Origin of the sequence: Streptomyces sp. NBC_00536 (assembly GCF_036346295.1) — a bacterium.
Taxonomy (GTDB): Bacteria; Actinomycetota; Actinomycetes; order Streptomycetales; family Streptomycetaceae; genus Streptomyces.
On sequence record NZ_CP107819.1, the window covers coordinates 6,680,945 to 6,706,423 of the forward strand.

The 25,479-nt window shown below is 74.3% G+C and carries 21 protein-coding genes; 9 read left to right on the forward strand and 12 right to left on the reverse strand.

All coding sequences use genetic code 11. From position 1 onward, the window contains the following. The first annotated feature begins 88 nt into the window (after positions 1–88). The gene (locus OHS33_RS28645) at positions 89–595 is read left to right on the forward strand and encodes a GNAT family N-acetyltransferase (protein WP_330333292.1); all 507 of its coding nucleotides are present in this window, start codon (positions 89–91) and stop codon (positions 593–595) included. On the opposite strand, the gene OHS33_RS28650 is transcribed toward OHS33_RS28645, so the two are convergent. Both OHS33_RS28650 and lpdA read right to left on the reverse strand, forming a co-directional pair. Further along, positions 592–1,938, reverse strand: coding sequence for a M14 family zinc carboxypeptidase (locus OHS33_RS28650; RefSeq protein ID WP_330333293.1), 1,347 nt, complete (start codon positions 1,936–1,938; stop codon positions 592–594). The two genes, OHS33_RS28645 and OHS33_RS28650, sit on opposite strands and share 4 nt — an antisense overlap. Positions 1,939–1,997: 59 nt before the next feature. Further along, positions 1,998–3,422, reverse strand: a complete 1,425-nt coding sequence (gene lpdA / locus OHS33_RS28655) for a dihydrolipoyl dehydrogenase (protein WP_330333294.1) — start codon at positions 3,420–3,422, stop codon at positions 1,998–2,000. A gap of 91 nt (positions 3,423–3,513) precedes the next feature. Here lpdA and OHS33_RS28660 point away from each other — a divergent pair, with 91 nt between their 5' ends. Then, on the forward strand, positions 3,514–4,392 hold the full coding sequence (locus tag OHS33_RS28660) for a LysR family transcriptional regulator (RefSeq protein ID WP_330333295.1): 879 nt from the start codon (positions 3,514–3,516) through the stop codon (positions 4,390–4,392). Here the strand turns inward: OHS33_RS28660 and treY are convergent. Further along, positions 4,389–6,590, reverse strand: coding sequence for a malto-oligosyltrehalose synthase (gene treY / locus OHS33_RS28665; protein WP_330333296.1), 2,202 nt, complete (start codon positions 6,588–6,590; stop codon positions 4,389–4,391). The two genes, OHS33_RS28660 and treY, sit on opposite strands and share 4 nt — an antisense overlap. 175 nt (positions 6,591–6,765) lie before the next feature. On the opposite strand from treY, the gene OHS33_RS28670 reads away from it, so the two are divergent. Further along, positions 6,766–7,947 carry an MFS transporter gene (locus tag OHS33_RS28670; RefSeq protein WP_443065365.1) on the forward strand — a complete coding sequence of 394 codons (1,182 nt, stop codon included), beginning with the start codon at positions 6,766–6,768 and terminating at the stop codon, positions 7,945–7,947. Here OHS33_RS28670 and glgX read toward each other — a convergent pair. After that, complete coding sequence (glgX, locus tag OHS33_RS28675) at positions 7,932–10,046, reverse strand: glycogen debranching protein GlgX (protein WP_330333298.1); 2,115 nt, start codon at positions 10,044–10,046, stop codon at positions 7,932–7,934. The two genes, OHS33_RS28670 and glgX, sit on opposite strands and share 16 nt — an antisense overlap. 267 nt (positions 10,047–10,313) lie before the next feature. Between glgX and OHS33_RS28680 the strand changes: the two genes are divergently transcribed. Both OHS33_RS28680 and OHS33_RS28685 read left to right on the forward strand, forming a co-directional pair. Further along, positions 10,314–11,585: an SAV2148 family HEPN domain-containing protein gene (locus OHS33_RS28680; protein ID WP_330333299.1), complete on the forward strand. Its 1,272-nt coding sequence runs from the start codon at positions 10,314–10,316 to the stop codon at positions 11,583–11,585. Between the two features lie 311 nt (positions 11,586–11,896). Further along, positions 11,897–12,622, forward strand: coding sequence for a 3'-5' exonuclease (locus OHS33_RS28685; RefSeq protein WP_330335246.1), 726 nt, complete (start codon positions 11,897–11,899; stop codon positions 12,620–12,622). 43 nt (positions 12,623–12,665) lie between these two features. On the opposite strand, the gene OHS33_RS28690 is transcribed toward OHS33_RS28685, so the two are convergent. Together OHS33_RS28690 and OHS33_RS28695 are read right to left on the reverse strand one after the other, a co-directional pair. Then, positions 12,666–13,520 carry a phosphotransferase enzyme family protein gene (locus OHS33_RS28690; RefSeq protein WP_330333300.1) on the reverse strand — a complete coding sequence of 285 codons (855 nt, stop codon included), beginning with the start codon at positions 13,518–13,520 and terminating at the stop codon, positions 12,666–12,668. A 97-nt stretch (positions 13,521–13,617) separates the two neighbouring features. Next, positions 13,618–16,149, reverse strand: a complete 2,532-nt coding sequence (locus OHS33_RS28695; protein ID WP_330333301.1) for a helix-turn-helix domain-containing protein — start codon at positions 16,147–16,149, stop codon at positions 13,618–13,620. Between the two features lie 176 nt (positions 16,150–16,325). On the opposite strand from OHS33_RS28695, the gene OHS33_RS28700 reads away from it, so the two are divergent. Together OHS33_RS28700 and OHS33_RS28705 are read left to right on the forward strand one after the other, a co-directional pair. Next, complete coding sequence (locus OHS33_RS28700; protein WP_330333302.1) at positions 16,326–17,102, forward strand: PE-PPE domain-containing protein; 777 nt, start codon at positions 16,326–16,328, stop codon at positions 17,100–17,102. A 75-nt stretch (positions 17,103–17,177) separates the two neighbouring features. Then, complete coding sequence (locus OHS33_RS28705; protein ID WP_330333303.1) at positions 17,178–17,747, forward strand: DUF1697 domain-containing protein; 570 nt, start codon at positions 17,178–17,180, stop codon at positions 17,745–17,747. On the opposite strand, the gene OHS33_RS28710 is transcribed toward OHS33_RS28705, so the two are convergent. After that, on the reverse strand, positions 17,744–18,592 hold the full coding sequence (locus tag OHS33_RS28710; protein WP_330333304.1) for an aldo/keto reductase: 849 nt from the start codon (positions 18,590–18,592) through the stop codon (positions 17,744–17,746). The genes OHS33_RS28705 and OHS33_RS28710 overlap by 4 nt on opposite strands. 44 nt (positions 18,593–18,636) lie before the next feature. Here OHS33_RS28710 and OHS33_RS28715 point away from each other — a divergent pair, with 44 nt between their 5' ends. Further along, positions 18,637–19,638, forward strand: a complete 1,002-nt coding sequence (locus OHS33_RS28715; RefSeq protein WP_330333305.1) for a ketopantoate reductase family protein — start codon at positions 18,637–18,639, stop codon at positions 19,636–19,638. Further along, the gene (locus OHS33_RS28720) at positions 19,635–20,327 is read left to right on the forward strand and encodes an HAD family hydrolase (RefSeq protein WP_330333306.1); all 693 of its coding nucleotides are present in this window, start codon (positions 19,635–19,637) and stop codon (positions 20,325–20,327) included. Before OHS33_RS28715 ends, OHS33_RS28720 begins: the two co-directional genes overlap by 4 nt. On the opposite strand, the gene OHS33_RS28725 is transcribed toward OHS33_RS28720, so the two are convergent. The 5 genes from OHS33_RS28725 to OHS33_RS28745 form a co-directional block, all read right to left on the reverse strand. Then, positions 20,264–21,031 (reverse strand): sirohydrochlorin chelatase, encoded by a 768-nt coding sequence (locus OHS33_RS28725; protein ID WP_330333307.1) that lies wholly within the window; start codon positions 21,029–21,031, stop codon positions 20,264–20,266. The two genes, OHS33_RS28720 and OHS33_RS28725, sit on opposite strands and share 64 nt — an antisense overlap. Before the next feature lie 7 nt (positions 21,032–21,038). Further along, entirely contained in the window at positions 21,039–21,950 is a 912-nt protein-coding gene (locus tag OHS33_RS28730; protein ID WP_330333308.1) for an ABC transporter permease, read from the reverse strand. Beyond that, positions 21,937–22,737, reverse strand: a complete 801-nt coding sequence (locus OHS33_RS28735; RefSeq protein WP_330333309.1) for an ABC transporter ATP-binding protein — start codon at positions 22,735–22,737, stop codon at positions 21,937–21,939. The genes OHS33_RS28730 and OHS33_RS28735 overlap by 14 nt, the downstream gene beginning before the upstream one ends. Positions 22,738–22,786: 49 nt before the next feature. Further along, positions 22,787–23,911, reverse strand: coding sequence for an ABC transporter substrate-binding protein (locus OHS33_RS28740; protein ID WP_330335247.1), 1,125 nt, complete (start codon positions 23,909–23,911; stop codon positions 22,787–22,789). Between the two features lie 223 nt (positions 23,912–24,134). After that, positions 24,135–25,478 (reverse strand): sulfate adenylyltransferase subunit 1, encoded by a 1,344-nt coding sequence (locus OHS33_RS28745; protein WP_330333310.1) that lies wholly within the window; start codon positions 25,476–25,478, stop codon positions 24,135–24,137. Between the last annotated feature and the right edge of the window lies 1 nt (position 25,479).

The following is a 25,479-nucleotide window of genomic DNA, read 5'->3' on the forward strand; positions in this document are numbered from 1 at the left end:
ACCGCGACCCGGCAAACCTTCCCGGCCACAGCACTAGCGGGGCACCCCCGCGCGCCGCGCGGGACGGCCGGGCGCGCAGGATGGCGGCATGGATTCCAAGGATCATCGCTCCGCGGTGCGCCCGGCGCGCCCCGAAGACCTCCCGCGCGTGGTGGAACTCATCCACGAGCACATCGCCTACGAACGCTCCGCCCCCCGGCCGCCCGGCCTGGCCGAGCGGCTCGGACCGCTGCTCTTCCCCGAAGGGGATGCACCGCCGCCCGGGCTGTGGGTGCTGATCGCCGAGGACCCGGCGGGTGAAACGGTCGGATACGCCGCCTGCTCCCGGGAGTTCGCGTTCTGGGACGCGGGACACTACCTCCACATGGACTGCCTCTACCTCGCCGAGGGCGCGCGCGGGCACGGCCTCGGCGCGGCCCTGATGGCCGCCGTCGCCGACCTCGCGGCCGGGCTGGGCCTGGACCAGGTCCAATGGCAGACTCCCGAGTGGAACGAAGGGGCCGTCCGCTTCTACGACCGCCTCGGCGCGGCGGGCGCGCCCAAGCGCCGGTACGCGTGGACCGCCGGGCCCGGCGGGGTACCCGGCCCGGCCTAAGGGCTGACCGCCAGGAGGCGTTCGTACGTCGCCAGCACGGTCCGGGTCTGGTGCTCGACCTGGGTGGCCACCGGCACCCAGCGGGCCTGGAACCGGGCCGCGAACGCCTCGCACCAGAGCGTGACCAGCCGGTCCAGCGAGCCCGCCGCCGGGTGCCCGGCCGCGCGCAGCACCCGGAGCAGCATGGCGGCGGCCCGCAGCGCGAGGCGGCGCGCGAAGGCGTCGATGCTCCCGATGTACGCGGCCGTCGCCTCAGTGGGCGCGGAGCCGCCGGACCACTCGGCGGCGATCCGCGGGATCAGCGCGAGCGTCCAGTCCACCGCGCGCAGCAGCGGGCCCGACACCGGGTCCCCGTACGGCAGTTCGGTACGGGCCCCCGCGAGCACCCGGGCCACCTGCTCGGCGTCCTCGGTGAGCCGCCGGGCCAGTGCGCGCAGGGCGCGCCGCGGATCGGGGTGCGGGGCCGGATCGTCCACCAGGTCGCTGGCCCACATGGGGACTTCGACGATCGCGGTCGTCCCGTCGTAGGCGTGGGCGTGGTACCAGGTGCTCAGCCGGGTGTCCTCCGGGTGGAACACCCCGGCGGCGTCGCCGCCCGGCGCGGGCATCACGAAGATGCCGGGGCCGGGGGAGGGCCAGCCCGCCGCGTCCGAGGCCCCCGTCTCCACCGGGATCCGCAGCTCGGCGGCCGATTTGGCGAAGGGTTCGGCGAGTCCCGGTATGTCGCGGGTGAGCTGGACCCAGCTGCCGCCGAGGTCCGTCGCGTGCAGGGACACCTGGAGCACCGGGCGCAGTTCGTCGATCAGCGCGGTCAGGGCCAGGGTTTCGGGCGGCAGCCGGTCCGGGGGCAGTAAAGAGGGCGCCCACTCGGGCTGTTCGGGGCCGGGCGGCCGGAAGAAGCCCCGGTGGTAGTCGAGGATCGAATGCGGGTGCGGGGTGTGGTGCAGGGCCGCGCCGTCCGGGTCGGCGCAGAGCAGGAAGTGCCAGCCGCACCCGGCGCGCAGGTCCGGGGTGTCGAGGACGCGACGGGCGAGCGCGAGGGCGGTCGGCCCGCCGACGGGTTCGTTGGCGTGGGCCCCGGCGACGACCAGCACGTTGCGCTGCGCGGCGGCGGCGTAGGGAGCGGCGTACGGACCGGGGCCCTGGCCGGGCTCCGGCGCCTGGCCGGGCTCCGGACCGTAGGCGGCCGGGGACTGGACGGAGAGCAGCCACAGGGGCCGCCCGCCCCGGGAGGTTCCGGCGCGCCGGAGCCGGGCCAGGGCGGGGTGCGCGTCGGCCAGCGCGCGGGCGGCCAGGGCGAGTTCGAGCGGTGTGGGGTAGCACATGTCTCGGAGGAGGGTCACTGTCAAGCTCTGCCCGCCTGACGTGCGCCCCTACCGCTCCCGGGGCCCCGGGTTGCCCCCTACTGCTGGTGCAGGCCGCGGCCCGCCAGGCTCAGGAACACCTCGCCGACCGCTTCCGAGAGGGTCGGGTGGGCGTGGACGTGCCGGGCCACATCGGCCGGTTCGGCGTCCCAGCCCACGATGAGCTGGCTCTCCGCGATCATCTCCGACACGTGCGGCCCGACCAGGTGCACCCCGAGCACGCGCCCGTCGCGCTCGGCGACCACCTTCACCATGCCGCCCTGCCCGTGCACCATGCCCTTGGCCACGGCCGTCAGCGGCATCGAGTTGACCACCACGTCGTACGACCGTTCCCGCGCCTGCGCCTCGGTCAGCCCGACGGCGGCCGTCTGCGGGGCCGAGTAGGTCACCCGCGGCACCGCCGCGTAGTCCACCGGCGCCGACGCCACCCCCGCGAGGGTCTCCGCGACCAGCAGCCCCTCCGCGAACGAGGCGTGCGCCAGCCCGAGGGAGGGCGGCGGCAGCAGATCGCCCACCACGTGGATGCCGGGGACCGCGGTCTCCAGCCGCGACCAGTCGGCGGGCGCGACGAACCCCCGCTCGTCCACGGCCAGTCCGGCCGCCTCCAGGTCCAGCCCGTCCGTCACCGGCACCCGGCCGACCGCGACGAGCAGGCGCTCGGCGGTGATCTCGCGCAGCTCGCCGCGGTCGGTGCGCACGGTGGCGCGCACCCCGGTCCCGTCGGCGGTGCGGACGGCGCCCTCCAGCCGGGCGCCCGTCCGCACGTCGATCCCGCGCTTCTTCAGCCCCCGGGAGAGGTGCCGCGACACGTCCACGTCCTCCAGCGGGACGAGCCGGTCGGCCGCCTCGACGAGGGTGACCTCCGCGCCCATCGACCGGTGGAAGGAGGCGTACTCCACGCCGATCGCCCCGCCGCCCAGCACCAGCACCGACCCGGGCAGACCGGGGGCGAACAGCGCGTCGTCACTGGTCACCACCGTCCGGCCGTCCGGCTCCAGGCCGGGCAGGATTCGCGGCCGCGATCCGGTGGCCAGCACGATCCCCCGGGTGGCGGTGAACTCCCGGCCGTCCTCGGTCCGTACCGACCGCGGACCGGTCAGCCGCGCCCCGCTGCGGACCACGGTGACCCCGGCGTGGCTCAGGTGGCTCTCGACGCCCTTGTGGTTGCGGCCGACGATGTCGTCGCGGGTCGCGGTCAGCGCGGACCAGTCCACCGAGTCCAGGCTCGCCTTCACGCCCCACCGCTCGCGGGCCTCGGCGATCCCGTCGACGAGTTCGGCGGCGTGCAGCATCGCCTTGCTGGGGATGCAGCCGCGGTGCAGGCAGGTGCCGCCGACCTTGTCGCGCTCCGCGAGGACGACCTTGAGCCCGAGGCCCGCGGCGCGCAGGGCGGTGCCGTACCCGCCGGTGCCGCCGCCGATCACGATCACGTCGGTCGCTTCTGTGTTCACGTCGGTGTTCATGGATCCAGCGTGCGGTGCAAGGCCGTTGGGCGTCCAAGGCAATGATCTTGTCGCTCCCATGCACAGCGTGCATGACACATGATGGCTGGTCATGAGCCTGCGCCAGATGGAGTACTTCCTCGCCGTCGTGGAGGAGTCCTCCTTCACCCGGGCCGCCGAGGTCCTGTACGTCACCCAGCCCGCCCTGTCCCATCAGGTCAAGGCGTTGGAGCGGTCGCTCGGCGGCGACCTGCTCGAACGGATGCCGCGCGGCGTCCGGCTCACCGCCATGGGCCGGGCCTTCCTGCCCCACGCGCAGCTCGCCGTCCGCAGCGCCCGGGAGGCCGAACGCGCGGCCCGCGCCGCCGCCGGGGCGGCCGGCGGCGAACTGCACGTCGCCACCGTCCACGCGCTGGCCGTCGGACTGCTGCCCGGGGTGGTCGCCCGCTGGCGCGCGCTGCACCCGGGGGTCCGGCTGGTGCTGCGCGAGTACGCCACCACCGAGACCCTGGAGGAGCAGCTGGAGCGCGGCGCGGCGGACCTCGCCGTGGGCCCGGAGCCGAAGGACTGGACCGGCCCGCTGCTCCCGGCGGGCCGGGAGGAGATCGTGCTGGTCGTCCCCTTCGACGACCCGCTCGCCGGGCGCGCCGCGGTCCGCCTCGCCGAACTCGCCGACCGCGACTGGATCCGCTGCGCCATGGAGCCCCGCGTCCAGGGCGAGCCCTTCCTGGACCGGGTGTGCGGCCGGGCCGGTTTCACCCCGCGCACCGCGGTCCACACGGAACACACCTCCACCGCCGTACGGATGGCCGCCGCGGGCCTCGGCGTCGTGGCCGCCCCGGCGCACCTGGTCCGCAGCGCGGTCGGCGAGGACTGCGTCCTGCTCCCGGTCGACCCGCCGTGGCACCGCCCCCTGGCGGTCTTCTCCCGGCAGCCCCTGACCGGCGCGGCCCGCTCCTTCGCCGACCTGCTGGCCGACGGGCCGGGCTAGGGGGCACCCCGGAGCAGGACCGTCACCGGGCCCGCCGACAGGAGGTCCCGGAGGGGGACCACGCCGCTCAGGGGTCCGCCGCCGGGGGTCAGGGCCGGGGTCCAGGTGCCCGGCGGGAGCGGCAGCAGGGTGCCGCGCCAGCCGCCCGCGACGCCGAGCAGGTGCGGCAGCCGGGTGACCGCGACCAGCAGGTCCGGGGAACGGGTGTACGCCAGGCAGTGCTCGGCCGCCGGGCCCTCGGCGGAGAGGGGGGCGTAGCCCGTGAACAGCTCGGGGCGCTCCCGGCGCAGCCGCAGCAGGGTGGTCGTCAGGGCCCGCTTCGCCGCGCCGGTGCCGGTCTGCGGGGGGCCGGGGAAGGAGGCAGGGCGCCGGTTGTCCGGGTCCACCAGGGCCCGGTACTCCTCCTCGCCGCCCTGGTAGACCTCCGGTACGCCCGGCATGGTCAGGTGCAGCGCGGTCATCGCCAGGATGCCGTCCCCGGCCGGCCCGGAGACGTCGGGCAGGGCTCCGGGGCCGGGGAGGTGTCCCGCGAGGGTGGCCTCGTAGGCGGGGTCCGGTTCCGTCCAGCTGGTGTGCAGCGCGGCCTCCTTGGCGGCCTTGAGCAGGGCCGCGGCCAGCCGCTCCGTCCGCTCGGGCACCTCGCCCAGGCCCAGGGCGCTCTGGAAGGCCACCCACGCCTGCTGCGGGTCCGGGGCCCCGGCGAGCAGCGGCATCAGCTCCGGGCGCTGCGAGAGCACCGCGATCCGGGCCCGGACGTCCGCGCTGCGCTTGGTGTCGTGCGTGGACAGGACCGTGCCGGTGCCGGGCCAGTCCCGTTCCAGGTGGGTGCAGTACGCGTGGAACTCCTCCGGGTCCACCGCCGGACTGCCGGGGTCCCCGCCCACCTCGGTCGCCGACAGTAGCGGCGCGTAGCGGTAGAAGGCCCGGTCCTCCAGGGATTTGGCGCGCAGCGCCGCCGAGGTCTGGGCGAACCGGGCCGCGAACCCCGGGTCGGACAGGAGCAGTTCGCGCACGGACTTGACCGCCTCGGGCGCGGCCGCGGACTGAGGCGGGTCGACGAGACCGGGCAGGTCCGCGCGGCCCGGGTAGGTCCGGTAGACCGGGCAGGCGACGAGGAGTTCCCGTACGGCCGCCTCCAGGCCGGGCCCGGCCCGCCGCTCCAGGGCGGCCAGCTCGGCCGCCAGGTCCCCGGTCAGCACCTCGCGGGTGGCGGCGGCGGCCGTCGCGGGCCAGTCGGGCAGGCCGGTGGCGCGCCGGTAGCGGGCGGCGAGTTCGGCGGCGCCCGCGCCGCAGGTCAGGACCCCGTCCATCTGGCGCAGCGCGTCGTAGCCGGTGGTGCCCGCCACCGGCCAGTCGTCCGGCAGCCGTTCCCCGCGGGCCAGGATCTTCTCCACCACGATCCACACCCCGGGCCCGGCCGCGGCCCGTAGCCGCCGCAGGTATCCGGCCGGGTCCGCGAGCCCGTCCACGTGGTCGATCCGCAGCCCCTCGGCGACCCCGTCGGCGACCAGCTCCAGGAGCTTGGCATGGGTGGCGGCGAACACCTCGGGGTCCTCCACGCGCACCCCGATCAGCTCGGAAATGGTGAAGAACCGCCGGTAGTTGAGCCCGGTGCGGGCCTCCCGCCAGTGCGCCGGGCGGTACCACTGGGCCGCGAGCAGCGCGGGCGGCGCCAGCCCCTCCGTACCCGCCCGGAGCGGGAAGCGGTGCTCCCCGGCGCACAGCAGGCCGTCCGCCACCCGGACGGTGGCCGGGTCCAGCGGCTCGCCCAGCACCGGCAGCAGCAGCTGCCCGCCGTTCACCTCCCAGTCGATGTCGAACCAGCGCGCGTACGGCGACCCGGGCCCTTCCCGGAGCACCTCCCACAGCGGCCGGTTGAGGTTTAAGGGCGCCGGGACGGCCATGTGGTTCGGGACGATGTCCAGGACCAGGCCGAGGCCGTGCGCGCGGGCCGTGCGGGCGAGCGCGCGCAGGCCCTCCTCACCGCCCAGCTCCGCCCGGACCCGGGTGTGGTCGACCACGTCGTAGCCGTGGGAGGACCCGGGCACCGCCTCCAGCACCGGGGACAGGTGCAGGTGGGAGACCCCGAGCGAGGCGAGGTAGGGGACGGCGGCCGAAGCCGCGGCGAAAGGGAATTCCGGGCGCAGCTGGAGTCGGTAGGTGGCGGTCGGGCGCACGGTGGCGGGCTGCTGGCTCATGAGAACGTACGTACCCAGCCTGCCGGATTCCGTGCCATGACCCAATGCATCCGGGTGACTGCGCCGGGTTAACGTTCCTCAGGTGTTTGGAACCGTCGACACCTATCGAAAAGTCATCGCCCTCACCGGGCCCCTCCTGCCGCTCGTATCCTTCTTCGCCCGTCTTCCCGTCGCCATGTCCCAGTTCGGGAGCGTCCTGCTGGTCGTCCAGACCAGCGGCTCCCTCGCCACCGCGGGCATCGTCGGCGGCGCGCTCTCCGCGGGCCAGGTGGTGTGCGGCCCGCTGCTGGGCCGCCTCGCCGACCGCCACGGCCAGCGGCCCGTCGTCCTGGCCGCGGCCGCCGTCAACGCCCTCGCCACCGGCGCGCTGGTCGCCGGAGCCCTCGCAGGCCTCGATACGGTCCCGCTCGCCGCGATCGGAGCCGTCACCGGGGCCTCCATACCCCTGATCGGCCCGCTCGCCCGGACCCGCTCGGTCGCCCTCGCGCACCGCGCCGGGGCCGACGAGAGCGTGATCGGGGCCGTCCACTCCCTCGAAGGCACCCTGGACGAGGTGTCGTTCGTCTTCGGCCCGGCCCTCGTCGGGCTCGCCGTCCTCGTCGCGCACCCGGCGGTGGCCCTCGTGGGCGCCGCCGTCCTCGTCGTCGCCTTCGGCAGCGCCTACGCCCTGCACCCGACCGCCGCCGTCACGGCCGGATCGCCCGCGCCCGCCCGCGCCGCGAAGGCCGGCCGCCCCCGCCACCCCCGGATCGTGTACGCCGTCCGGGGCTCGCTCGCGCTCCAGGGCGCCATGTTCGGCGCCTGCCAGGCGGGGATCGCCTCGCTGACCGAGCGCCTCGGCGCCCCCGGCCAGGCCGGGATCGTGTACGCCGCGATGGGCGTGGTCAGCGCGGTCGTCGGCCTCTCGCTGGGCGCGCTGCCCGCCCGGTTCGGGCTGCGGCTGCGCTGGCGGGTGGCCACCGCGGCCGCCCTCGTGCTGTCCGCCCCGCTCCTGGCCGTCGACAGCCTCTGGAGCCTGTACGCCGTCGTCACCGTCCTCGGCGCGGCCTACGCACCCCACCTGATCACAGCCTTCGCCCTGACCGAGCGCGCGGTGGCGCCCGGCCGGCTCGCCGAGTCGATGGCCTTCGCCGCCAGCTCGCTGGTCGCCGGACAGGCCGCCGCCCTCGCCGTCTCCGGGCGGCTCGCCGAGTGGTACGGGCCCGCCGGAGCCTTCGCGGTCGCCGTGGGCGCGGCCGCGCTGTGCCTGGCCATCGCCCTCCTCTCCCGGGTGCCCGCCGCCCGTACCCACCCGGCCGGGGCGGCCGCCGCGCCCGCCGCGCCCGCCGCCCCGCGCGGGTCCTACGCCGGGCGCTGAAGCACCACCAGACTCCGTCCCGTCAGCGCCACCCGGTCACCGGCCCCGTACTGGGGCCCGGTGCCGGGTGGCAGTACGTCCGCCCGCGCCGTGTCCACGACCAGGCGCCAGCGCGCGCCGTGCCCCGCCGGGACCGCGAAGTCCTGCGGGTCCGCGCCCGCGTTGAACATCAGCAGGAACGAGTCGTCGGTGATCCGCTCGCCGCGGGTCCCCGGCTCGGAGATCGCCTCCCCGTTCAGGAACACCGTCAGCGCCCTCGCGTGCTGGGCCTGCCAGTCGCGCGCCCGCATCGGCTCGCCGTGCGGGGTGAACCAGGCGATGTCCGACAGCTCGTCGTCGGTCCCCTCGACCGGCCGCCCGTGGAAGAACCGGCGCCGCCGGAACACCGGGTGGTCGCGCCGCAGCCACACCATCTGCCGGGTGAACTCCAGCAGCCCGGGCGCCGGTTTGCCCGGCTCCGGCCAGGTCACCCAGGACAGCTCGTTGTCCTGGCAGTAGGCGTTGTTGTTGCCGCCCTGGCTGCGGGCGAACTCGTCGCCGTGGCTCAGCATCGGCACGCCCTGCGACAGCATCAGCGTGGCCACGAAGTTGCGCATCTGGCGGGCGCGCAGCTCCAGCACCTCGGGATCCTCCGTGGGCCCCTCGGCCCCGCAGTTCCAGGACCGGTTGTGGCTCTCGCCGTCCCGGTTGCCCTCCCGGTTGGCCTCGTTGTGCTTGTCGTTGTAGGAGACCAGGTCGTGCAGGGTGAAACCGTCGTGACAGGTGGCGAAGTTGATCGAGGCGAGCGGGCGGCGGCCGTCGTCCTGGTAGAGGTCGGAGGAGCCGGTGAGCCGCCCCGCGAACTCGGCGAGCGTGCGCGGCTGGCCGCGCCACAGGTCCCGGACGGTGTCGCGGTACTTGCCGTTCCACTCGGTCCACAGCGGCGGGAAGTTGCCCACCTGGTAGCCGCCCTCGCCCAGGTCCCAGGGCTCGGCGATCAGCTTCACCTGGCTGACCACCGGGTCCTGCTGGACCAGGTCGAAGAACGAGGAGAGCCGGTCCACCTCGTGGAACTGGCGGGCCAGGGTCGCCGCCAGGTCGAAGCGGAACCCGTCCACATGCATCTCGGTGACCCAGTAGCGCAGCGAGTCCATGATCAGCTGGAGGACGTGCGGGGACCGCATGAGCAGCGAGTTCCCGGTGCCGGTGGTGTCCGTGTAGTAGCGGGCGTCCTCCCCGAGCCGGTAGTAGGACGCGTTGTCCAGGCCCCGGAAGGACAGGGTCGGCCCCAGGTGGTTGCCCTCGGCGGTGTGGTTGTAGACCACGTCGAGGATCACCTCGATGCCCGCCTCGTGCAGGGCCCGCACCGCCGACTTGAACTCCAGCACCTGCTGGCCCCGGTCCCCGGAGGCGTAGCCGTTGTGCGGGGCGAAGAACCCGATGGTGTTGTAGCCCCAGTAATTGCTGAGCCCGTCGTTGAACAGCCGGTGGTCGTTGACCGACTGGTGCACCGGCATCAGCTCCAGCGCCGTCACCCCCAGCTTGGTCAGGTGCCCGATGACCGCCGGGTGGGCGAGGGCGGCGTACGTCCCGCGCAGTTCCTCGGGGAGATCGGGATGACGCATGGTCAGTCCCTTGACGTGGGCCTCGTACAGCACCGTGTGGTGGTACTCGGTCCGCGGCGGCCGGTCGTTGGCCCAGTCGAAGTACGGGTTCACCACGACCGAGGTCATCGTGCGCGGCGCGGAGTCCAGGTCGTTGCGCGAATCGGGCCGCCCGAAGTGGTAGCCGTACACCTGCTCGCCCCAGTCGACCGAGCCGCTGATGGCCCGCGCGTACGGGTCCAGCAGCAGCTTGGCCGGGTTGCAGCGCTGCCCGCGCTCGGGCTCGTACGGGCCGTGCACCCGGAAGCCGTAGCGCTGCCCCGGCATCACCCCGGGCAGATAGGCGTGCCGGACGAAGGCGTCCGTCTCGCGCAGTTCGACGGCCGTCTCCGAGCCGTCGTCGTGGAGCAGGCACAGCTCGATGCGCCGTGCGGCCTCGGAATAGACCGCGAAATTGGTGCCCGCCCCGTCATAGGTGGCACCCAGGGGATACGCCTGTCCTGGCCAGACCTGCATAGATGCGACTCTTCCAATCTGATCCGGCGTCGGACTACGTCTCCGCCAGATCTTCCCCGAAAGAGCGGAGGTACGCGGGGACTTGGGAGGGTCCTACCGGGTGACGCCGTAGAGCCGATATGCGGGTCAGCGGACCATGCGCGCATCGGATAATGGGTCAACGGGGGGCCGGTGTACGGGCCATCCGGCTGCACCGGGCCGTGCGCGCGGGATACCCTTCCTTGATCGTTGGAGGCGGGCGATCCAGAAGCGGGAGGCGGTGCGCGGGTGAGCTCGGGAGGTCTGGAGCTTCCCCCTGGTGACAGCGGTCACGAGGGCGGTCCGGCGGACGCTCCGGGGGGTGTACCCGGCGGCGCGGCGGCCGGGGCGGTCTCCCTGGCGGGTCCGGCGGAGACCGGAAGTGCGGGGAGTGCCCGGACCGGGGCCGAGCTGGACTGGGGCGCGGACGCGTGGAGCGAGGTCCGCACCCGGGCCCAGCGCGCGGGCCGGGCCTACATTTGGCTCAACCTGATCGAACAGCGGCTGCGGGCCGTGGTCGGGGCGGTGCTCCGGCCGATCTACGAACCCGTGCACGGCCAGGACGACTGGGTGGTCGCGGCCGCCGGGCCGGCCGGGCAGGAGTGGGTGCAGCGCGCCGTCGCCGTCCGCGAGGTCAGCCGCCGCAAGGGCTACCTGCTCGACTCGGCCGACGACAACGTGCTGAGCTTCCTGACCCTGCCGCAGCTGCGGGAGCTGATGGTCCAGCACTGGCCCTGCTTCGAGCCGTACTTCGACGACCGGCGCGAGATCGAGCAGGCCCTCGACGAGCTGGAGGTCACGCGCAACGTGGTCTCCCGCAACCGGGCCCTGTCCCGCCCGGTGCTCGAACAGGCCGAACGGGCCTCGGCGCGCCTGCTCGACGTCCTCGGCGGCGGCGCGGGCAGCCCGTCGGCCGACCGGCTGCCGATCGACGCCGTCGAGGACCTGGTCGGCGACCGGTACGCCGACGTCATCTCCGTCCACCCCGACCGGGTGCGGCTCCAGCGCCAGCTCCCGGCCGAGGACCTGTTCGGCGGGGCCCGCCGCCTCGACGCCATCGGGATAGGCCTGAACCTGCTCGTCCAGAACTACTCGGGCCGAAGACTCGTCCGGCTCACCGAGGCGGGCTGCCGGGTGCGGCTGCTCTTCCTCAACCCGGCGAGCAGCGCCGTCAAGCGGCGCGAGCGCGAGCTGGGGCTGCGCAAGGGGGAACTGAGCCGCTCGGTGGAGATGAACATCCTCCACGTGCGACGGGTCCGGGCGGGGCTTCGGGACCCCTCCCGCTTCGAGATCCACGTCTTCGACGAGACCCCGCGCTTCACGGCCTACCTGGTGGAGGGCGAATCCTCGGGCATCGCGGTCGTCCAGTCCTACCTGCGCCGGGCGCGCGGGATGGAGGCCCCGGTCCTGGTGCTGCGCGGCGGCGGCCGGGGGGTGCCGCGCGACGCGGACCACGGGCTGTTCACGACCTACCGGGAGGAATTCGAGTCGGTGTGGGAGGACTCCCGGCCGGTGTCGTGACACAACCCAGCCTGCTCGCCTGACCTGCGTCGGTCCCGCCCGGGGCAAACCCAGCCCGCCTGACCTGCGTCGGTCCCGCCCGGGGGCAAACCCAGCCTGCCCGGCGTTTGAGGGCCCGCCGGAGGCGAAGAGCAGCCGCAGGCCGAATCCGGCCTCCCGCCCGCACTCCCCTCCGGGGGCGCCTCAAACGCCGGCGAGGCTGAGGCGGCCCCATCACCCCGGGGACCGGACTGTCAGTGCCGCGTGACAGGCTGAAAGCCGTTGACCGGATGTGTACGGGGGAGGGGCACGGGGTGGAGGACGACCACGGCATGGGGGACTGGCACGGCGGTGTGCTGATCGGATTCGACCTGGAGACGACCGGCACGGAGCCGGGGGCTTCGCGGATCGTGACGGCGGCGCTGATCGAGGTGCGCGCCGGGACGGTGCACGGGCGGCGCGGCTGGCTCGCGGACCCGGGCATACCGATCCCGGAGGAGGCCTCGGCGATCCACGGGATCAGCACCGAGCACGCGGTCCGCGAGGGCCGCCCGGCGCGGGAGGTCGCCGATGAGGTCGCGGCGGCACTGGTGGAGCACTGGGAGCGGGGCGCGGTGGTCGTCGCCTACAACGCGGCCTTCGACCTGACCATGCTCTCGGCCGAACTCGCCCGGTACGGGCTGCCCTCCCTGGCCGAGCGGCTGGGCGGACCGGAGACCGGGCCGGTGGTGGACCCGCTGACCATCGACCGGGCCGTGGACCGCTACCGGCGCGGAAAGCGGACCCTGGAAGCGGTGTGCGGGGTGTACGGGGTCACCCTGGAGGACGCCCACGACGCGGGCGCGGACGCGCTGGCCGCGGTGCAGGTGGCCCGGGCGATAGCGGCCCGCCACCCCGAGGTGGCCGCCCTGGCCCCGGGCGAACTGCACACCCGGCAGGGCACCTGGCACGCGCGCTGGGCCCGGGACTTCGAGGCCTACCTGCGCCGCGAGGGCACCCCGGACGCGGTGATCGACACGGCGTGGCCGCTGCGGGCACTGATACCGGCCGGGGGCTGAGGCCCTACGGCCGGGGCGGGGCAGGGGAGGGCGTCCGGGTCGCTCAGAAGGGGTGCCAGCGGACCTCGGGGTCGTGGTCGCGCAGCGAGGCGACACGGCGACGGAATTCCGCCAGGGCCTTCGGGTTGGTCGGGGCGTGCTGGGAGACCCAGGCGCAGCTCGCCGTCTCCCGCGCCCCGCGCAGCACCGCGCAGCCGTCCCAGGCGCGCACGTCCCAGCCGTACGCCCCGACGAAGGCGTCGTAGGACTCCGCGGGCAGGCCGTACCGGTCGCGGGAGAGGGCCATCACCACCAGGTCGTGCTCCCGCAGGTCCAGCGCGAAGGTCTCCAGGTCGACCAGGACCGGCCCGTCCGGGCCGACGTGGACGTTGCGGGGGAGCGCGTCCCCGTGGATCGGGCCCGGGGGCAGGTGCGGGGTGAGGGCGGCGACCTCGGCCGCGTAGCCGTCGCGGCGGGCCCGCAGGTACGCCGCGTCCTCGGGGTCGATCGCGTCACCGGCCAGCCGCAGCCAGCGCTCGACCCCGCCCAGCAGGTCCCGGCGCGCGAGGTCGAAGGGGGGTGCGGGCAGGGCGTGCACCCGGCGCAGCAGGGCGGCCAGATCGGCCGGTCCGGCCGGGCGTACGGCGTCGGGGAGGCGGTGCCACAGGGTGACCGGATGGCCCTCGACCAGCCGGGGCGCCGGCTCGGCCGCGCGGACCGCCGCGATCCCGGCCCCGGCGAGCCAGCCCGCCACCTCCAGCTCCCGCTCCGCCCGGGCCACCAGCGCCGGATCCGGGCGGCCGACCTTCACCACCAGGTCGCCCTCGGCGAACACCGCGTTCTCGCCCAGGGCGAGCAGTTCGGCCTTCCGGCCGAGGCCCGCCGCCGTCAGTACGTCCCTGGCCCGTGCCTCGTCCATGCCGTCCTGCCGCTCTTCCCGGTCCCGTACGCATCGCTGCGGTACGCATCGTCGTGAACGGGCCAAGTCTCGCATCCCGCCGCGCGCCGCACGCCGCTCAGCCGACGGGGCGGCCGCGCAGCTGGCGTTGGAGGCGGGCGTGGCGGAACTGGTAGACGGCGCCGACCTGGCGCAGGACACCGCGCCGGTAGGCGTCGTCGAGGAAGGCGACCGTCGCCCAGGGGAGCCGGCCGGTCAGGGGCAGCCAGATGCGGGTGAGGAGCACCCACTGCCCCCAGGCGGTGAAGGCCAGGGCGTACGAGAGCGCCCCCGCGAGCCCGCCGACGGCGCCGAGCGCGAGCCCGTCGGCCATGGGCCAGGCGAGGGGGCCGAGGAACCCCTGGAACAGTTCGGTGATCAGCCGCCCGCCGACGGCGATCACCAGGGTCAGCATCGGCGCCAGGAACAGGGCCTGGCGCACCACGACGCTGCGGTTGATCGCGAGGAGGTCCGTCGGGGTGGCGGCGGAGCCCAGGTCGATGGGCGTCTCCAGGGCGGCCACGAGACCGAGCACCAGGCCCCCGGCCAGGCCGAAGACGAGCCCGTACACCAGGGAGTTGACGGCTGTCACCCCGATCAGCGCCGCGTCGGGCGCCCGGTGCGCGGTGGTCAGCCACGGGCCCGCGGTGGAGGCGAGCCCGCAGCCGAGGCCCATCACGAAGCCGCCCAGCAGACCGGCCGAGAACAGGGCGGCGAACCGGCGGGCGGACGGTCCGGCGGCCCGCCGCCCCCGCCCGGCCCGCCCCCGTCCGGCCCGTCCCCGGGGCAGCCGCATCCTCATCCGGGACGGCTCGAACGCCCTGATCCCGGACGCCGACACGAGCGCGTAGACGAGCCCGAAGGAGAGGCCGACCGCGGGGCCGAACAGCAGCGCGTCCAGCAGGCCCGCGCCCAGCGCGAAGACGGCGCCGCGGCCCGCGGCCAGATTGACGGCCGGGAAGACCAGCCAGTCGGCGACGGCGGTGACCAGGGAGCAGGCGAGGACGACGGCCACGATGCGCGAGGACAGCCGCAGGGAATCGCGCAACTGCCACCACGCCAGGTCCTGGAGCGCATGGCGCCCGTTCCGCCCGTGCCGCTCGTGCCGGTCGTCCAGGTGCGCGGCGAGGTGGCCCAGGTAGTGCCGGGCGCGGTGCGGGTCCCAGGTGCGGGGCCGCCGCCCGCGCCGGGCTCCGGGGAGAGCGGCGGTCGGCGGGCGGTGGCGGTAGACGGTCGGCACGAAGCCGGCCAGCAGGTGCTCCTCGATCGCCTCCGCGGTCGGGAACCGGCGGGTGTCCAGCAGGACGGCCGGGTCCTGGGCCGGGGTGTCGCTGTAGACGGTGCGGGCGAGCAGGATCATCAGCGGGGTGCTGAGCACCGCCGCGAGGCGGGCGCCGGGCCCGTCGCCCGGGTCCGTGCGCAGCCGGTCCAGGACGGGGTCCCATCCGGTGGCGGCCCGCGTCCGGACGGCCTGCGCGTCCCGGCCGGCCGGTGCGGTGGGGCGCGCCGTGCGGGGCAGGTAGTGGGCCAGGTCGTCGGTCGTCAGGTCCATCAGCGAGATCCCGGCGGTCCTGCGGAACACCTCGATCTCGACGGCTTCGGCGAACTGCTCGGTCCGGCTGGTCATGAGGAGCGGCAGCGCGCTCGCGTTGAGTTCGCGCAGGGCGAGGCCGAGGAGCCCGGGGGCGATCTCGTCGAACCCGTCGAGCACCGGCAGGATCCACCGGGCGTCCACCAGGGCGGCGGCCAGCGCCCCGCCGCCGGGCGCGGGCGCCGCGAGGTTCGGGTGGTCCCGCAGCAGCCGCTCGATCAGCCAGTCGCGCAGGGTGGTGCCGGTCGGGTCCCACGATCCGATGCTGAAGACCACCGGTACGGGCTCGCCTTCGGCGCGCGTGCCCACGTAGTCGAGGACGAACCGCAGGACCAGGACCGTCTTGCCGGAGCCGGCCCGGCCGAGCACGACCAGCCGCCCCGACCGCACGCGCCGGTAGACGGCGGCGATGTCGGCCAGCCCGCCGTCCAGCGCCTCATCGGGGGAGCCGTCCGGCCCGCCGTGGATGTTGTCCCAGTGGTCCAGCAGCCGTTCGGGCGCCGACCGGAACCGCACGGGCAGCGGGAACGGGTCGTGGACGCGGCGCTGTTCCTCCTCGCGGACGCAGCGGCCGTACACGTCGTGGGCCAGCACCCCGGCGACCCCGGCCAGGGCGTCCCCGTCCGGCGACCCCGGCCGCGCCGGCGGGGGTACGGGCAGGGGTACGGGTACGGGCGCACGCGCCGCCGGTACGGGAACGCCCGGCGCGGCCACGGGCCCGGGCACCGCGGGGTCGGCCCGCGCGGGGTCGGCCCCCGCGGGATCGGCCCCCGCCACCGGGCCCGGGCCCTGCCGGGCCGCCATCAGCTCCGCCCAGACCTGTTCGCGGTCGCGCCGCAGCGCGTCGGCCAGCGCGTGCGCGGCCCGCTTCACCGTTCCCATCCGCGCATCGGTCGGCGTACCGGTCTCCAGCCGGTGGATGGTCCGCACCCCCAGCCGGGACCGCTCGGCCAGCTGCTCCTGCGTCAGTCCCGCTTCGAGCCGCAGTCCGCGGAGCAATGCGCCCAGCCGGCCGGTCACTTGATCTTCCATCCGTGTCAGATGTCCGGCCGGATCACCGGCAAAACGCCTGGTGCGGGCGATCGGCCAGATATGGCCGGTCGTTGGCATGGTCCGCCGACCAGCGCCGACTCCACGATGAGTGCCGGTCGCCGCACCGACGCGGCGCCCCACCCGTACCGAGGGAGCCGACCGGAATGTCCACCACCAAGCGGCAGACGCTCGCCCGCCGTCTCAAGTCAGTCCTCGCCTCGACGGCCCTGGTGCTCGCCGCCGCGGCCGTCGCACCGGCCGCCGCGCACGCCGAACCGGCGGCGCACCACTACTACATCGAGATCGGCGGCACCGGAGCGGCCGCGGACGAACCCGAATGCACCACGAGCTTCCAGGCCGCGAACGAGCACCTGAACGGCGGCATCGCGGTTCCCGTCTGCTACGTGGCCAGCGGCGGCCCGTTCGTCGGCAGCCACAACGAGCAGCCCGCCCCGTTCGCGCCGAGCTTCGGCGACAGCGTGAACCAGGGCTACTGGAACGCCCGGGCCGCACTGGAGAGCACCTACCGCGCGGACCCCACGGCGACCTTCACGATCGCGGGCTACTCCCAGGGCGCCTGGGTCGGCGACCTGCTCCTCCAGACGATCGCCGCCAACGGCACCGAGGTGCCCCGTTCACAGGTCGACGGCATGCTCTACTCCGACCCGATGCAGCCCGGCACCGGCTTCTGGCATCTGGTGCCCGAGGGGACCCTCATTCCGTTCGTGGCGTATTCGCCCGGTACCGGCCCGGAGGAGTTCACCGGCGTCCCGGTCCAGCGCCACTGCATCCAGACCGACGGCGTGTGCGACGCGACCTCCCTGGACTCCTTCCCCGGCTTCCTCCAGCAGCACCCGCGGTACTTCCAGGAAGGCAGCATCATCGAGACCACCCTCGCGAACCACGGCAGCAGCGGCACCGTCTGGTACCCGGCGGCCTGACCGGAACGACCTGATCCGGACGATCCGGACGGTCCGGAGCACGGCGGTGTCAGTGCCCGCGCCTATGGTTCGGGGATGACCACACGGACGTACGCCGCCCTGCTGCGCGGCATCAATGTCGGCGGGCACAAGAAGGTCCCGATGGCCGAGCTGCGCCAGGTCCTGGCGGGGCTCGGCCACACGGATGTCCAGACCTACCTGCAGAGCGGCAACGCCGTCTTCACCACGGACCGGACCGCGTCCGAAGACGTCCTCGCCCGCGAGCTGGAGGCGGCCATCGAGGGCCACTTCGGCTTCCGCGTCCCCTGCCTGGTGGTCGACGGCGCGCACCTGCGGGCCGTGGCCGCCGCCTGCCCCTTCCCCGCCGCCACCCTGGAGGGCAAGCAGCTGCACGTCACCTTCACGTCCGAGCAGCCCGCGGCGGAACGCTTCGCCGCGCTCGACGAAGACGCCTTCCTCCCGGAGGAGTTCCGGGTCGGCGACCGGGTGATCTACCTCTACGCCCCCGAGGGCCTCGGCCGTTCGAAGCTGGGCGAGGCACTGGCCCGCCCGGCCGTGGTCAAGGGTCTCGACGTCACCACCCGCAACTGGAACACGGTCGCCAAACTCGTCGAACTCACCGCCGAGCACCCACCGGAAGGCTAGGCGGCGAGCGCGTCCAGCAGGGCCAGCTCCGCCGGGGACAGCTCGATCGCGGCCGCGTCCAGGTTCTCCGCCAGGTGTACGGGCGACCCCGTGCCCGGCGTCGGGCACAGCACCGGCGAGCGGTGCAGCAGCCAGGCCAGGGCGATCTGCCCCGGCCCGGCCCCGTGCGCGGCGGCCACCGCCGCCAGTGCCGCCGACCCGTCGCGGGTCAGCGCACCGCTGCCCAGCGGGTAGTAGGGGAGGAAGGCGATCCCCTCGGCCTCGCACAGCGCGAGCAGCGGCGCGGCCGAACGGTCCAGCAGGTGGAAGGCGTTCTGGACGGAGGCCACCGGCTCCGATTCCAGGGCCAGCGCCAGCTGGTCGGCGCTCACGCTGTCCAGGCCGATGTGCCGGATCTTGCCCTCCGCGCGCAACTGCGCCAGTACGCCCAGCTGTTCGGCCTCCGGCAGTGCCGGATCGAAGCGGTGCAGCTGGTAGAGGTCGATCCGGTCCACCCGCAGCCGCCGCAGACTCGCCTCGCACGCCGCCCGCAACTGCTCCGGCCGCCCCGCGACGTGCCACTCGTCGGGGCCCGTGCGCACCACCCCGCCCTTCGTGGCGATGACCAGGCCGTCGGCGTACGGGTACAGGGCCTCCGCGATCAGCTCCTCGGCCAGATCCGGGCCGTAGTTGTCGGCGGTGTCGATGAGGCCGACCCCGCGCTCCACCGCCGTGCGCAGCAGCGCCCGTGCCTGCTCCCGGTCCCCGCGCGGCCCCCAGTACCCGGGGCCGACCAGGCCGCCCGTACCGAAGCCGAGCCGGCGCACCGGCAGGTCCCCACCCAGACTGAACACCGTGTCCACCATGCCCCGACCGTAACGCAGTACACGTGGTGTGCCAGGCTCGCCCCATGCGTTACATCATCATCGGAGCGGGCGCCATCGGGGCCACCATCGGCGGACGTCTCGCGGAGGCGGGCGGCGAGGCCGTCCTCGTCGCCCGCGGCCCGCACGCGGAGGCCCTGCGCGCGGACGGCCTGCGGCTCACCACCGCCGACGGCACCCGCGTCCACCGGCTGCCCGTGGTCACCGGACCGGAGGAACTCGGCGAGCTGCGCCCCGACGACGTCCTGCTGCTGGCCGTCAAGACCCAGGACGCCATCGCCGCCCTCGACGCGTGGGGCGACGCGGAGGTCACCGGCGGCGGCACCGCCGCCCAGCGGCTGCCGCTGGTCTGCGCGCAGAACGGCGTGGAGAGCGAGCGCCTCGCGCTGCGCCGCTTCGACCGGGTCTACGGACTGTGCGTCTGGCTGCCCGCCAGCTTCCTGGAGCCCGGCGCGGTCTCCGCCCTCGGCAGCCCGCACACCGGGATCCTGCACCTGGGCCGGGCCGCGGGCGGCGCGGACGCGCGCGCCCGGCGGATCGGCGCCGACCTGGAGCGGGCCGGGTTCGAGACGGTGGTCACCGAGGACGTGATGCGCTGGAAGTACGCGAAGCTGCTCGGCAACCTCGGCAACGCGATCCAGGCCACCACCGGCCCCGAGCCGGACCCCGCCAAGGCCGCGCTGCTGCTGCGGGCGGTCCGCGAGGCCAAGGCGGCCTTCGCGGCGGCCGGGATCGGCTACGCCTCGGCCGCCGAGGAGTCGGCGGCGCGCGACGGCAAGGCCGTGCAGCCGCCCGGTGTGCGCGGCGGCTCGTCCTGGCAGAGCCTGCGCCGCGGCACCGGCAGCATCGAAGCGGACTACCTCAACGGGGAGATCTCCCTGCTGGGGCGGCTGCACGGGATCCCGACCCCGGTCAACGACGTGCTGCGCCGCGCCTCCAACATCTTCGCCCGCGAGAGCCTGCCCCCGGGCGCCATGGGCATCGGCGACCTCACCGCCCTCGCCGACGAGGCGGAGGCCCGCGCGTGAGCCCGTACGTCCTGTTCGACGTGGACGGCACCCTGATCGACGCCGTGGCCAACCAGCGCCGCGTCTGGGCCACTTGGGCCGAGCGGTACGGGCTGGACCCGGCCGAGGTGTACCGGGTCGCGCTGCGCACCCGCCCCACCGAGACCTTCGCGGAACTCCTCCCGGACCACGACCCGCAGGCCTGCCTGGCCCTGCTGCACGAGCTGGAGGACGAGGACGTACGGACCGGGGTCTACGGAGCCTTCGACGGCGCGGCGGACCTGCTGAAGGCGCTCGCGCCGGACTCCTGGGCGCTGGTGACCTCGAACTACGCGCACCGGGTGCGCGGCCGCTTCGAGCGGACCGGCCTGCCGCTGCCCCGGGTGCTCGTGGACGCCGCCGCGGTGGCCGAGGGCAAGCCCGCACCGGCGCCCTACCTGCGCGCCGCCGAGCTGCTCGGCGCGGACCCGGGGGACTGCCTGGTGGTCGAGGACGCCCCCTCGGGCGTGCGCTCGGGCCTGGCAGCCGGAATGACGGTCTGGGGGGTCAACACCCCGGCTCCGGTGGACGGCGTGCACCGGCACTTCACCACCCTCGCCGAAGCGGCGCCGGAGATCCTAGCGCTCGCCTTCGCGCGCGGCGCGGCTCAGGCGGACAGTACCCGGGACCGGGCCGGGATCCGGGCCGGGGCGAGCGACGCCGCGTCGTAGCGGCTCAGCAGCAGCCGGGCCACCTCGGGGGCGGCGCCGAGCACCTCGGCCACCAGGTCCGCCCCGGCGGCCGCGGCGCCCGCCGCGATCCGGTCCGGCAGCCGCCCGGGGGCCAGCACGTACGGGGCCACCACCACGCGCCGGGCGCCCTCGGCGCGCAGCGCCCGTACGGCGTCTTCCGTACGGGGCAGTGCCGCGGAGGCGAACGCGGGCCGCACGGCGCACCAACCGGTGTGCCGCCACTCCCGCGCGATTTCAGCGATCACCGCGATCGCCTCCGGGTCTGAGGAACCGGCGGACGCGAGCACCACGCCGGTGGTCGGACGGTCGGCCGGACGCAGGCCGGCCTCCGCGAGCCGGCGCTCCAGGGCGCCGGTCAGCAGGGGCGAGGGGCCGAGTACGTCGGCCACCCGCACGGACAGGCCGGGCAGCGCGGCCCGGGAACGCTCCAGCACCGCGGGCACGTCCGCCTTCGCGTGGAAGGCGCGGGTCAGGAGCAGGGGGAGGGCGACCACGTCCCGCACCCCGTCCGCGTACAGGGCCGAGAGGACCTGGGGGACGGACGGGGCGTTGAAGTCGAGGAACGCGGTCTCCACCCGCAGCCCGGGCCGCAGCGCCCGCACCCGCCCGGTGAGGGCGTGCACGGTCGCCGCGTGCCGCGGGTCGCGGCTGCCGTGGGCGATGACCAGCAGAACGGGACGCACGGCGCTGTCAGCTCTTGACCAGCAGACCGCGGGTGCGCAGCACCCAGCGCTCCAGCGGGCTGAAGATGATCAGGTCGATGGCGATGCCGACGAGCAGGATCAGGATGATCGCGAGGAACACCCCGGGCATGTCGATGTTGTTGCGGCCGTTCTCCAGCAACTGGCCCAGGCCCAGGCCCAGGTCGGGCGAGGAGGCGATGATCTCGGCGGCCATCAGCGAGCGCCAGGAGAAGGCCCAGCCCTGCTTGAGACCGGCGAGGTAGCCGGGCAGCGAGGCCGGCATGACCACGTGCCAGGTGCCCTTGAGGCCGGTGGCGCCCAGGGTGCGTCCGGCCCGCAGGAACAGCGGCGGGATCTGGTCGTGGCCCGCGACGAGGCCGTTGGCGATCGAGGGCACCGCGCCGAGCAGGATGACCGCGTACATCATCGAGTCGTTCAGGCCGAGCCAGATCACGGCGGGCGGCACCCAGGCCACCGACGGCAGGGACTGCAGACCCTGCAGGATCGGGCCGATCGCGGCGCGGACGAACCGCACCCGGGCGACCAGCAGGCCGAGCGGCGTGCCGATGGCCAGGGCCAGCAGGAAGCCGAGCAGACCGCGCGACACGCTGGTCCAGATGACGTCCAGCAGGGTGCCCTTGAGCCACATCGCGGACAGGCCGTCCCACACCGCGGACGGCGAGGGCAGCTTGGTCGCGTCGGTGACGTGCGCGGAGACCAGGATCTGCCACACGGCGAGGACCAGGCCGACGGCGACGACCGGCGGCAGGACCTTCTTGACGAGGACCTCGCGGACCGGGGTGCGGTGGGTCTGCACCGCGTCGAGCGCGTCCAGTCCGGCCTCCAGGCCGGCCAGGTCGTCGCTCGTGGCCTTGGCCCCGGCCTTGGCGGCCGGTTCGGTGATCTCAGTGCTGGCCATGGCGGCGGATCTCCCCACGCAGGTGTTCAGTGATCTCGACGGACAGCTCGGCGACGTCCGGGTCCTCGATGCGGCGCGGCTGCGGGATGCCGACGGTCCATTCCTTGGCGACCCGGCCGGGCCGCGAGGAGAGCAGGACCACGCGCTGCGCCAGCCGTACGGCCTCGCGGACGTTGTGCGTCACGAAGAGGACGGAAAGGCTCGTCTCTGCCCAGATGCGGGTCAGCTCGTTGTGCAGCACGTCGCGGGTGATGGCGTCCAGCGCCGCGAACGGCTCGTCCATCAGCAGCAGCCGGCTGTCCTGGGCCAGCGCCCGGGCGAGCGCCACGCGCTGGCGCATGCCGCCCGACAGCTCGTGGACGCGCTTGCCGTACGCGCCGCCGAGGCGGACCAGCTCCAGCAGCCGCTCCGCCTCCGGACGGCGCTCGGCCTTGGCCACCCCGCGCAGCCGCAGGGCGAGTTCGATGTTCTTGCCCGCGGTGAGCCACGGGAAGAGGGCGTGCTCCTGGAACATCAGGGCGGGCCGTCCGCCGGGGGTCTCGATCGACCCCGCGGACGGCGCGTCCAGCCCCGCGACCAGGTTGAGCAGGGTGGACTTACCGCACCCCGAGGCCCCCAGGATGGTGACGAACTCGCCGGGCGCGACATCGAGGCTGATGTCGTCCAGGACGAGCTGCGAACCGGCCGGGCCGGAGAAGGACTTCGAGACGTGCTCGATCCGCGCGGCGTGCGTCGCCGGCGTCGTCGCTGCGGTGTCCTCGGCAGCCTTGGCGAGCGTGGTGGCCATGGTCGTCACCTCCTGGGGATCAAGGGGATCAACTGCGCTGACGGGGGAGTTACTTGGCGCCGAGACCGGCGTCGGAGACCTCGGGCTTGCCCGCGGCCTTGAGCACCTTGTTCAGGAGCGACAGGTCGTAGATGCCGGCCAGGTCGGGCTGCTCGATGAGCTTGGCCTTGACCGCCCAGTCGGACTCCGTCTTCAGCGTGCTCGCCAGCGGGTCGTCGGTGACCAGGATGCTGGGCCACGCCGGGTCGATGACGGCCGGCTCCAGCTCCTTGCCGCTCAGTGCCTTGAGCGCCGCGTTGGCGGAGGCCTTCGCCTTGTCCTGGTTGGCGTGGATCCACGCGTTCGTCTTCACCGTGCCACTCAGCACGGCCTCGACCACGTCCGGGTGCTCCTTGAGGAACTTCTGCGACACGACGACGTTCGTGATCACGAACTTGTTCTCCGGCCACAGCGAGCCCTCGTCGAGGAGGACCTTGCCGCCTTCGGTCACGAGCTTGGAGGCCGTCGGCTCCGGTACCCAGGCGCCGTCGATCGAACCCTGCTTGAAGGCGTCCGGGGTGACCTTGTTGTCCGTGCGGACGACGGAGACGTCACCCTTGCCGGACTCCGGGTCGACCTTCCAGCCCTTCTCGGCGATCCAGTTGAGGAACGCGACGTCCTGCGTGTTCCCCTTCTGCGGGGTGGCGATCTTCTTGCCCTTGAGGTCGTCCAGGGTCTTGATCTTGTCCGGGTTCACGACCAGCTTCACGCCGCCGGAGGCGGAGCCGGAGATGATCCGCAGGTTGGTGCCCTTGGACTTCACGTACCCGTTGAGGGCCGGGGAGGGGCCGATGAACCCGATGTCGAGAGAGCCGCCGTTGAGGGCTTCGATCTCGGAGGGACCCGCGTTGAAGGTCTGCGGCTTGATCGTGGTGCCGTTCAGCTCCTTGGCGATCAGGCCTTCCTGGATGCCGACGAGCGCGGTGGCGTGCGTCAGGTTGGGGAAGTAGCCGATGCGGACCTCGGAGGCCGAGAGCTTCTTGGCGTCGGCCGGGGCCGCGCTCGCCTGCTTGTCGGCGGGCTTGTCCTTCGCGGCCTCGGAGCCGTAGCCGCAGGAGGCGAGCGCCCCGATCAGCAGGGGCAGGGCGGTGGCGGCGATGACGCCGTTGCGCAGGGTCTTACGGGTGGTACGGATGGCAGGCACGGGAGGTGTTCCTCTCGTCGCGTCGTGGTCTCACGACGCACGTCTTCGTTTGCGGAGCAAGGGCGGGTACAGCTCGTGGGGGGTGTGGGCGCGCATGCGGTGCGCGTACGTCATCACGCACATCGCGCCACCCCTCCCTGGCCGCTGCCGAGGACGCCGCTGCCCACGCGGCCGCCCTCCTTCGCGAAGGTCGAGAACATGTCGTTCGGCATGCTCAGAAATCCCACCCTTCGTCATCGTGGGGAGCCTGGACGGTCTCGGGCCGGGAGGCGAAGGCCGCCCCCGCCATGCCCGCCGCCAGGGTGGTGCCGTCCGCCGGGTCGATCAGCAGGAAGGAACCGGTCCGGCGCGAGTCGGCGTAGGCGTCGAGCGCGAGCGGCTCGGCGGTACGGACGACCACGCGGCCGATGTCGTTGGTCACCAGCTGCCCGGGCGCCGGGTGCTGGGACAGGTCGTCCAGGGTCAGCCGCGAGGGGATCTCCTTGACGATCGCCTTGACCGTGCGCGTGGTGTGCTTGAGCAGCACCCGGGCGCCCACGGACAGCGGCTGGTCGGCCACGTGGCAGACCGTCGCCTCGACGTCCTGCGTGGTGGCCGGGGCGCTCGCGGACGGCGCGATCAGGTCGCCGCGCGAGATGTCGATGTCGTCCGTCAGCCGCAGGGTCACCGACTGCGGGGCCCAGGCGATGTCGACGCTCTCGCCGAGCGCGTCGATCCCCGCGATGGTGCTCGTACGGCCGGACGGCAGGACGGTGACGGCCTCGCCGACGCGCAGCACGCCGGAGGCGATCTGGCCCGCGTAGCCGCGGTAGTCGGGGTGCTCGGCGCTCTGCGGACGGATCACGTACTGCACCGGGAAACGGGCCGGGCAGGCGGTGAGGTCGTGGCTGACCGGGACGGTCTCCAGGTGCTCCAGCACCGTGGGGCCGCCGTACCAGTCCATGTTCGCGGAGGGTTCCACGACGTTGTCCCCGGCCAGCGCGGAGATCGGGATCGCGGTGATCTCCGGGACGCCCAGGTCGGAGGCGTAGGCGGTGAACTCCTCGGCGATCGCCGCGAAGACCTTCTCCTCGTAGCCGACCAGGTCCATCTTGTTGACGGCCAGGACCACGTGCGGCACCCGCAGCAGGGCGGCGACGGCCGCGTGCCGGCGGGTCTGCTCGATCACGCCGTTGCGGGCGTCGACCAGCACCACGGCCAGGTCGGCGGTGGAGGCACCGGTGACCATGTTCCGGGTGTACTGCACGTGCCCGGGGGTGTCGGCGAGGATGAACCGGCGGCGCGCGGTGGCGAAGTACCGGTACGCGACGTCGATGGTGATGCCCTGCTCGCGCTCGGCCCGCAGGCCGTCGGTGAGCAGCGCGAGGTCGGGGGTGTCCTGGCCGCGCTGGGCGGACACCGCCTCGACGGCCTCCAGCTGGTCGGTCAGGATCGACTTGGAGTCGTGCAGGAGGCGTCCGACCAGGGTGGACTTGCCGTCGTCGACGGATCCGGCGGTCGCGAAGCGCAGCAGGGTGGTGGCCGACAGGTCGGCCAGCGGTTCGGTGGTGGCGGTCATG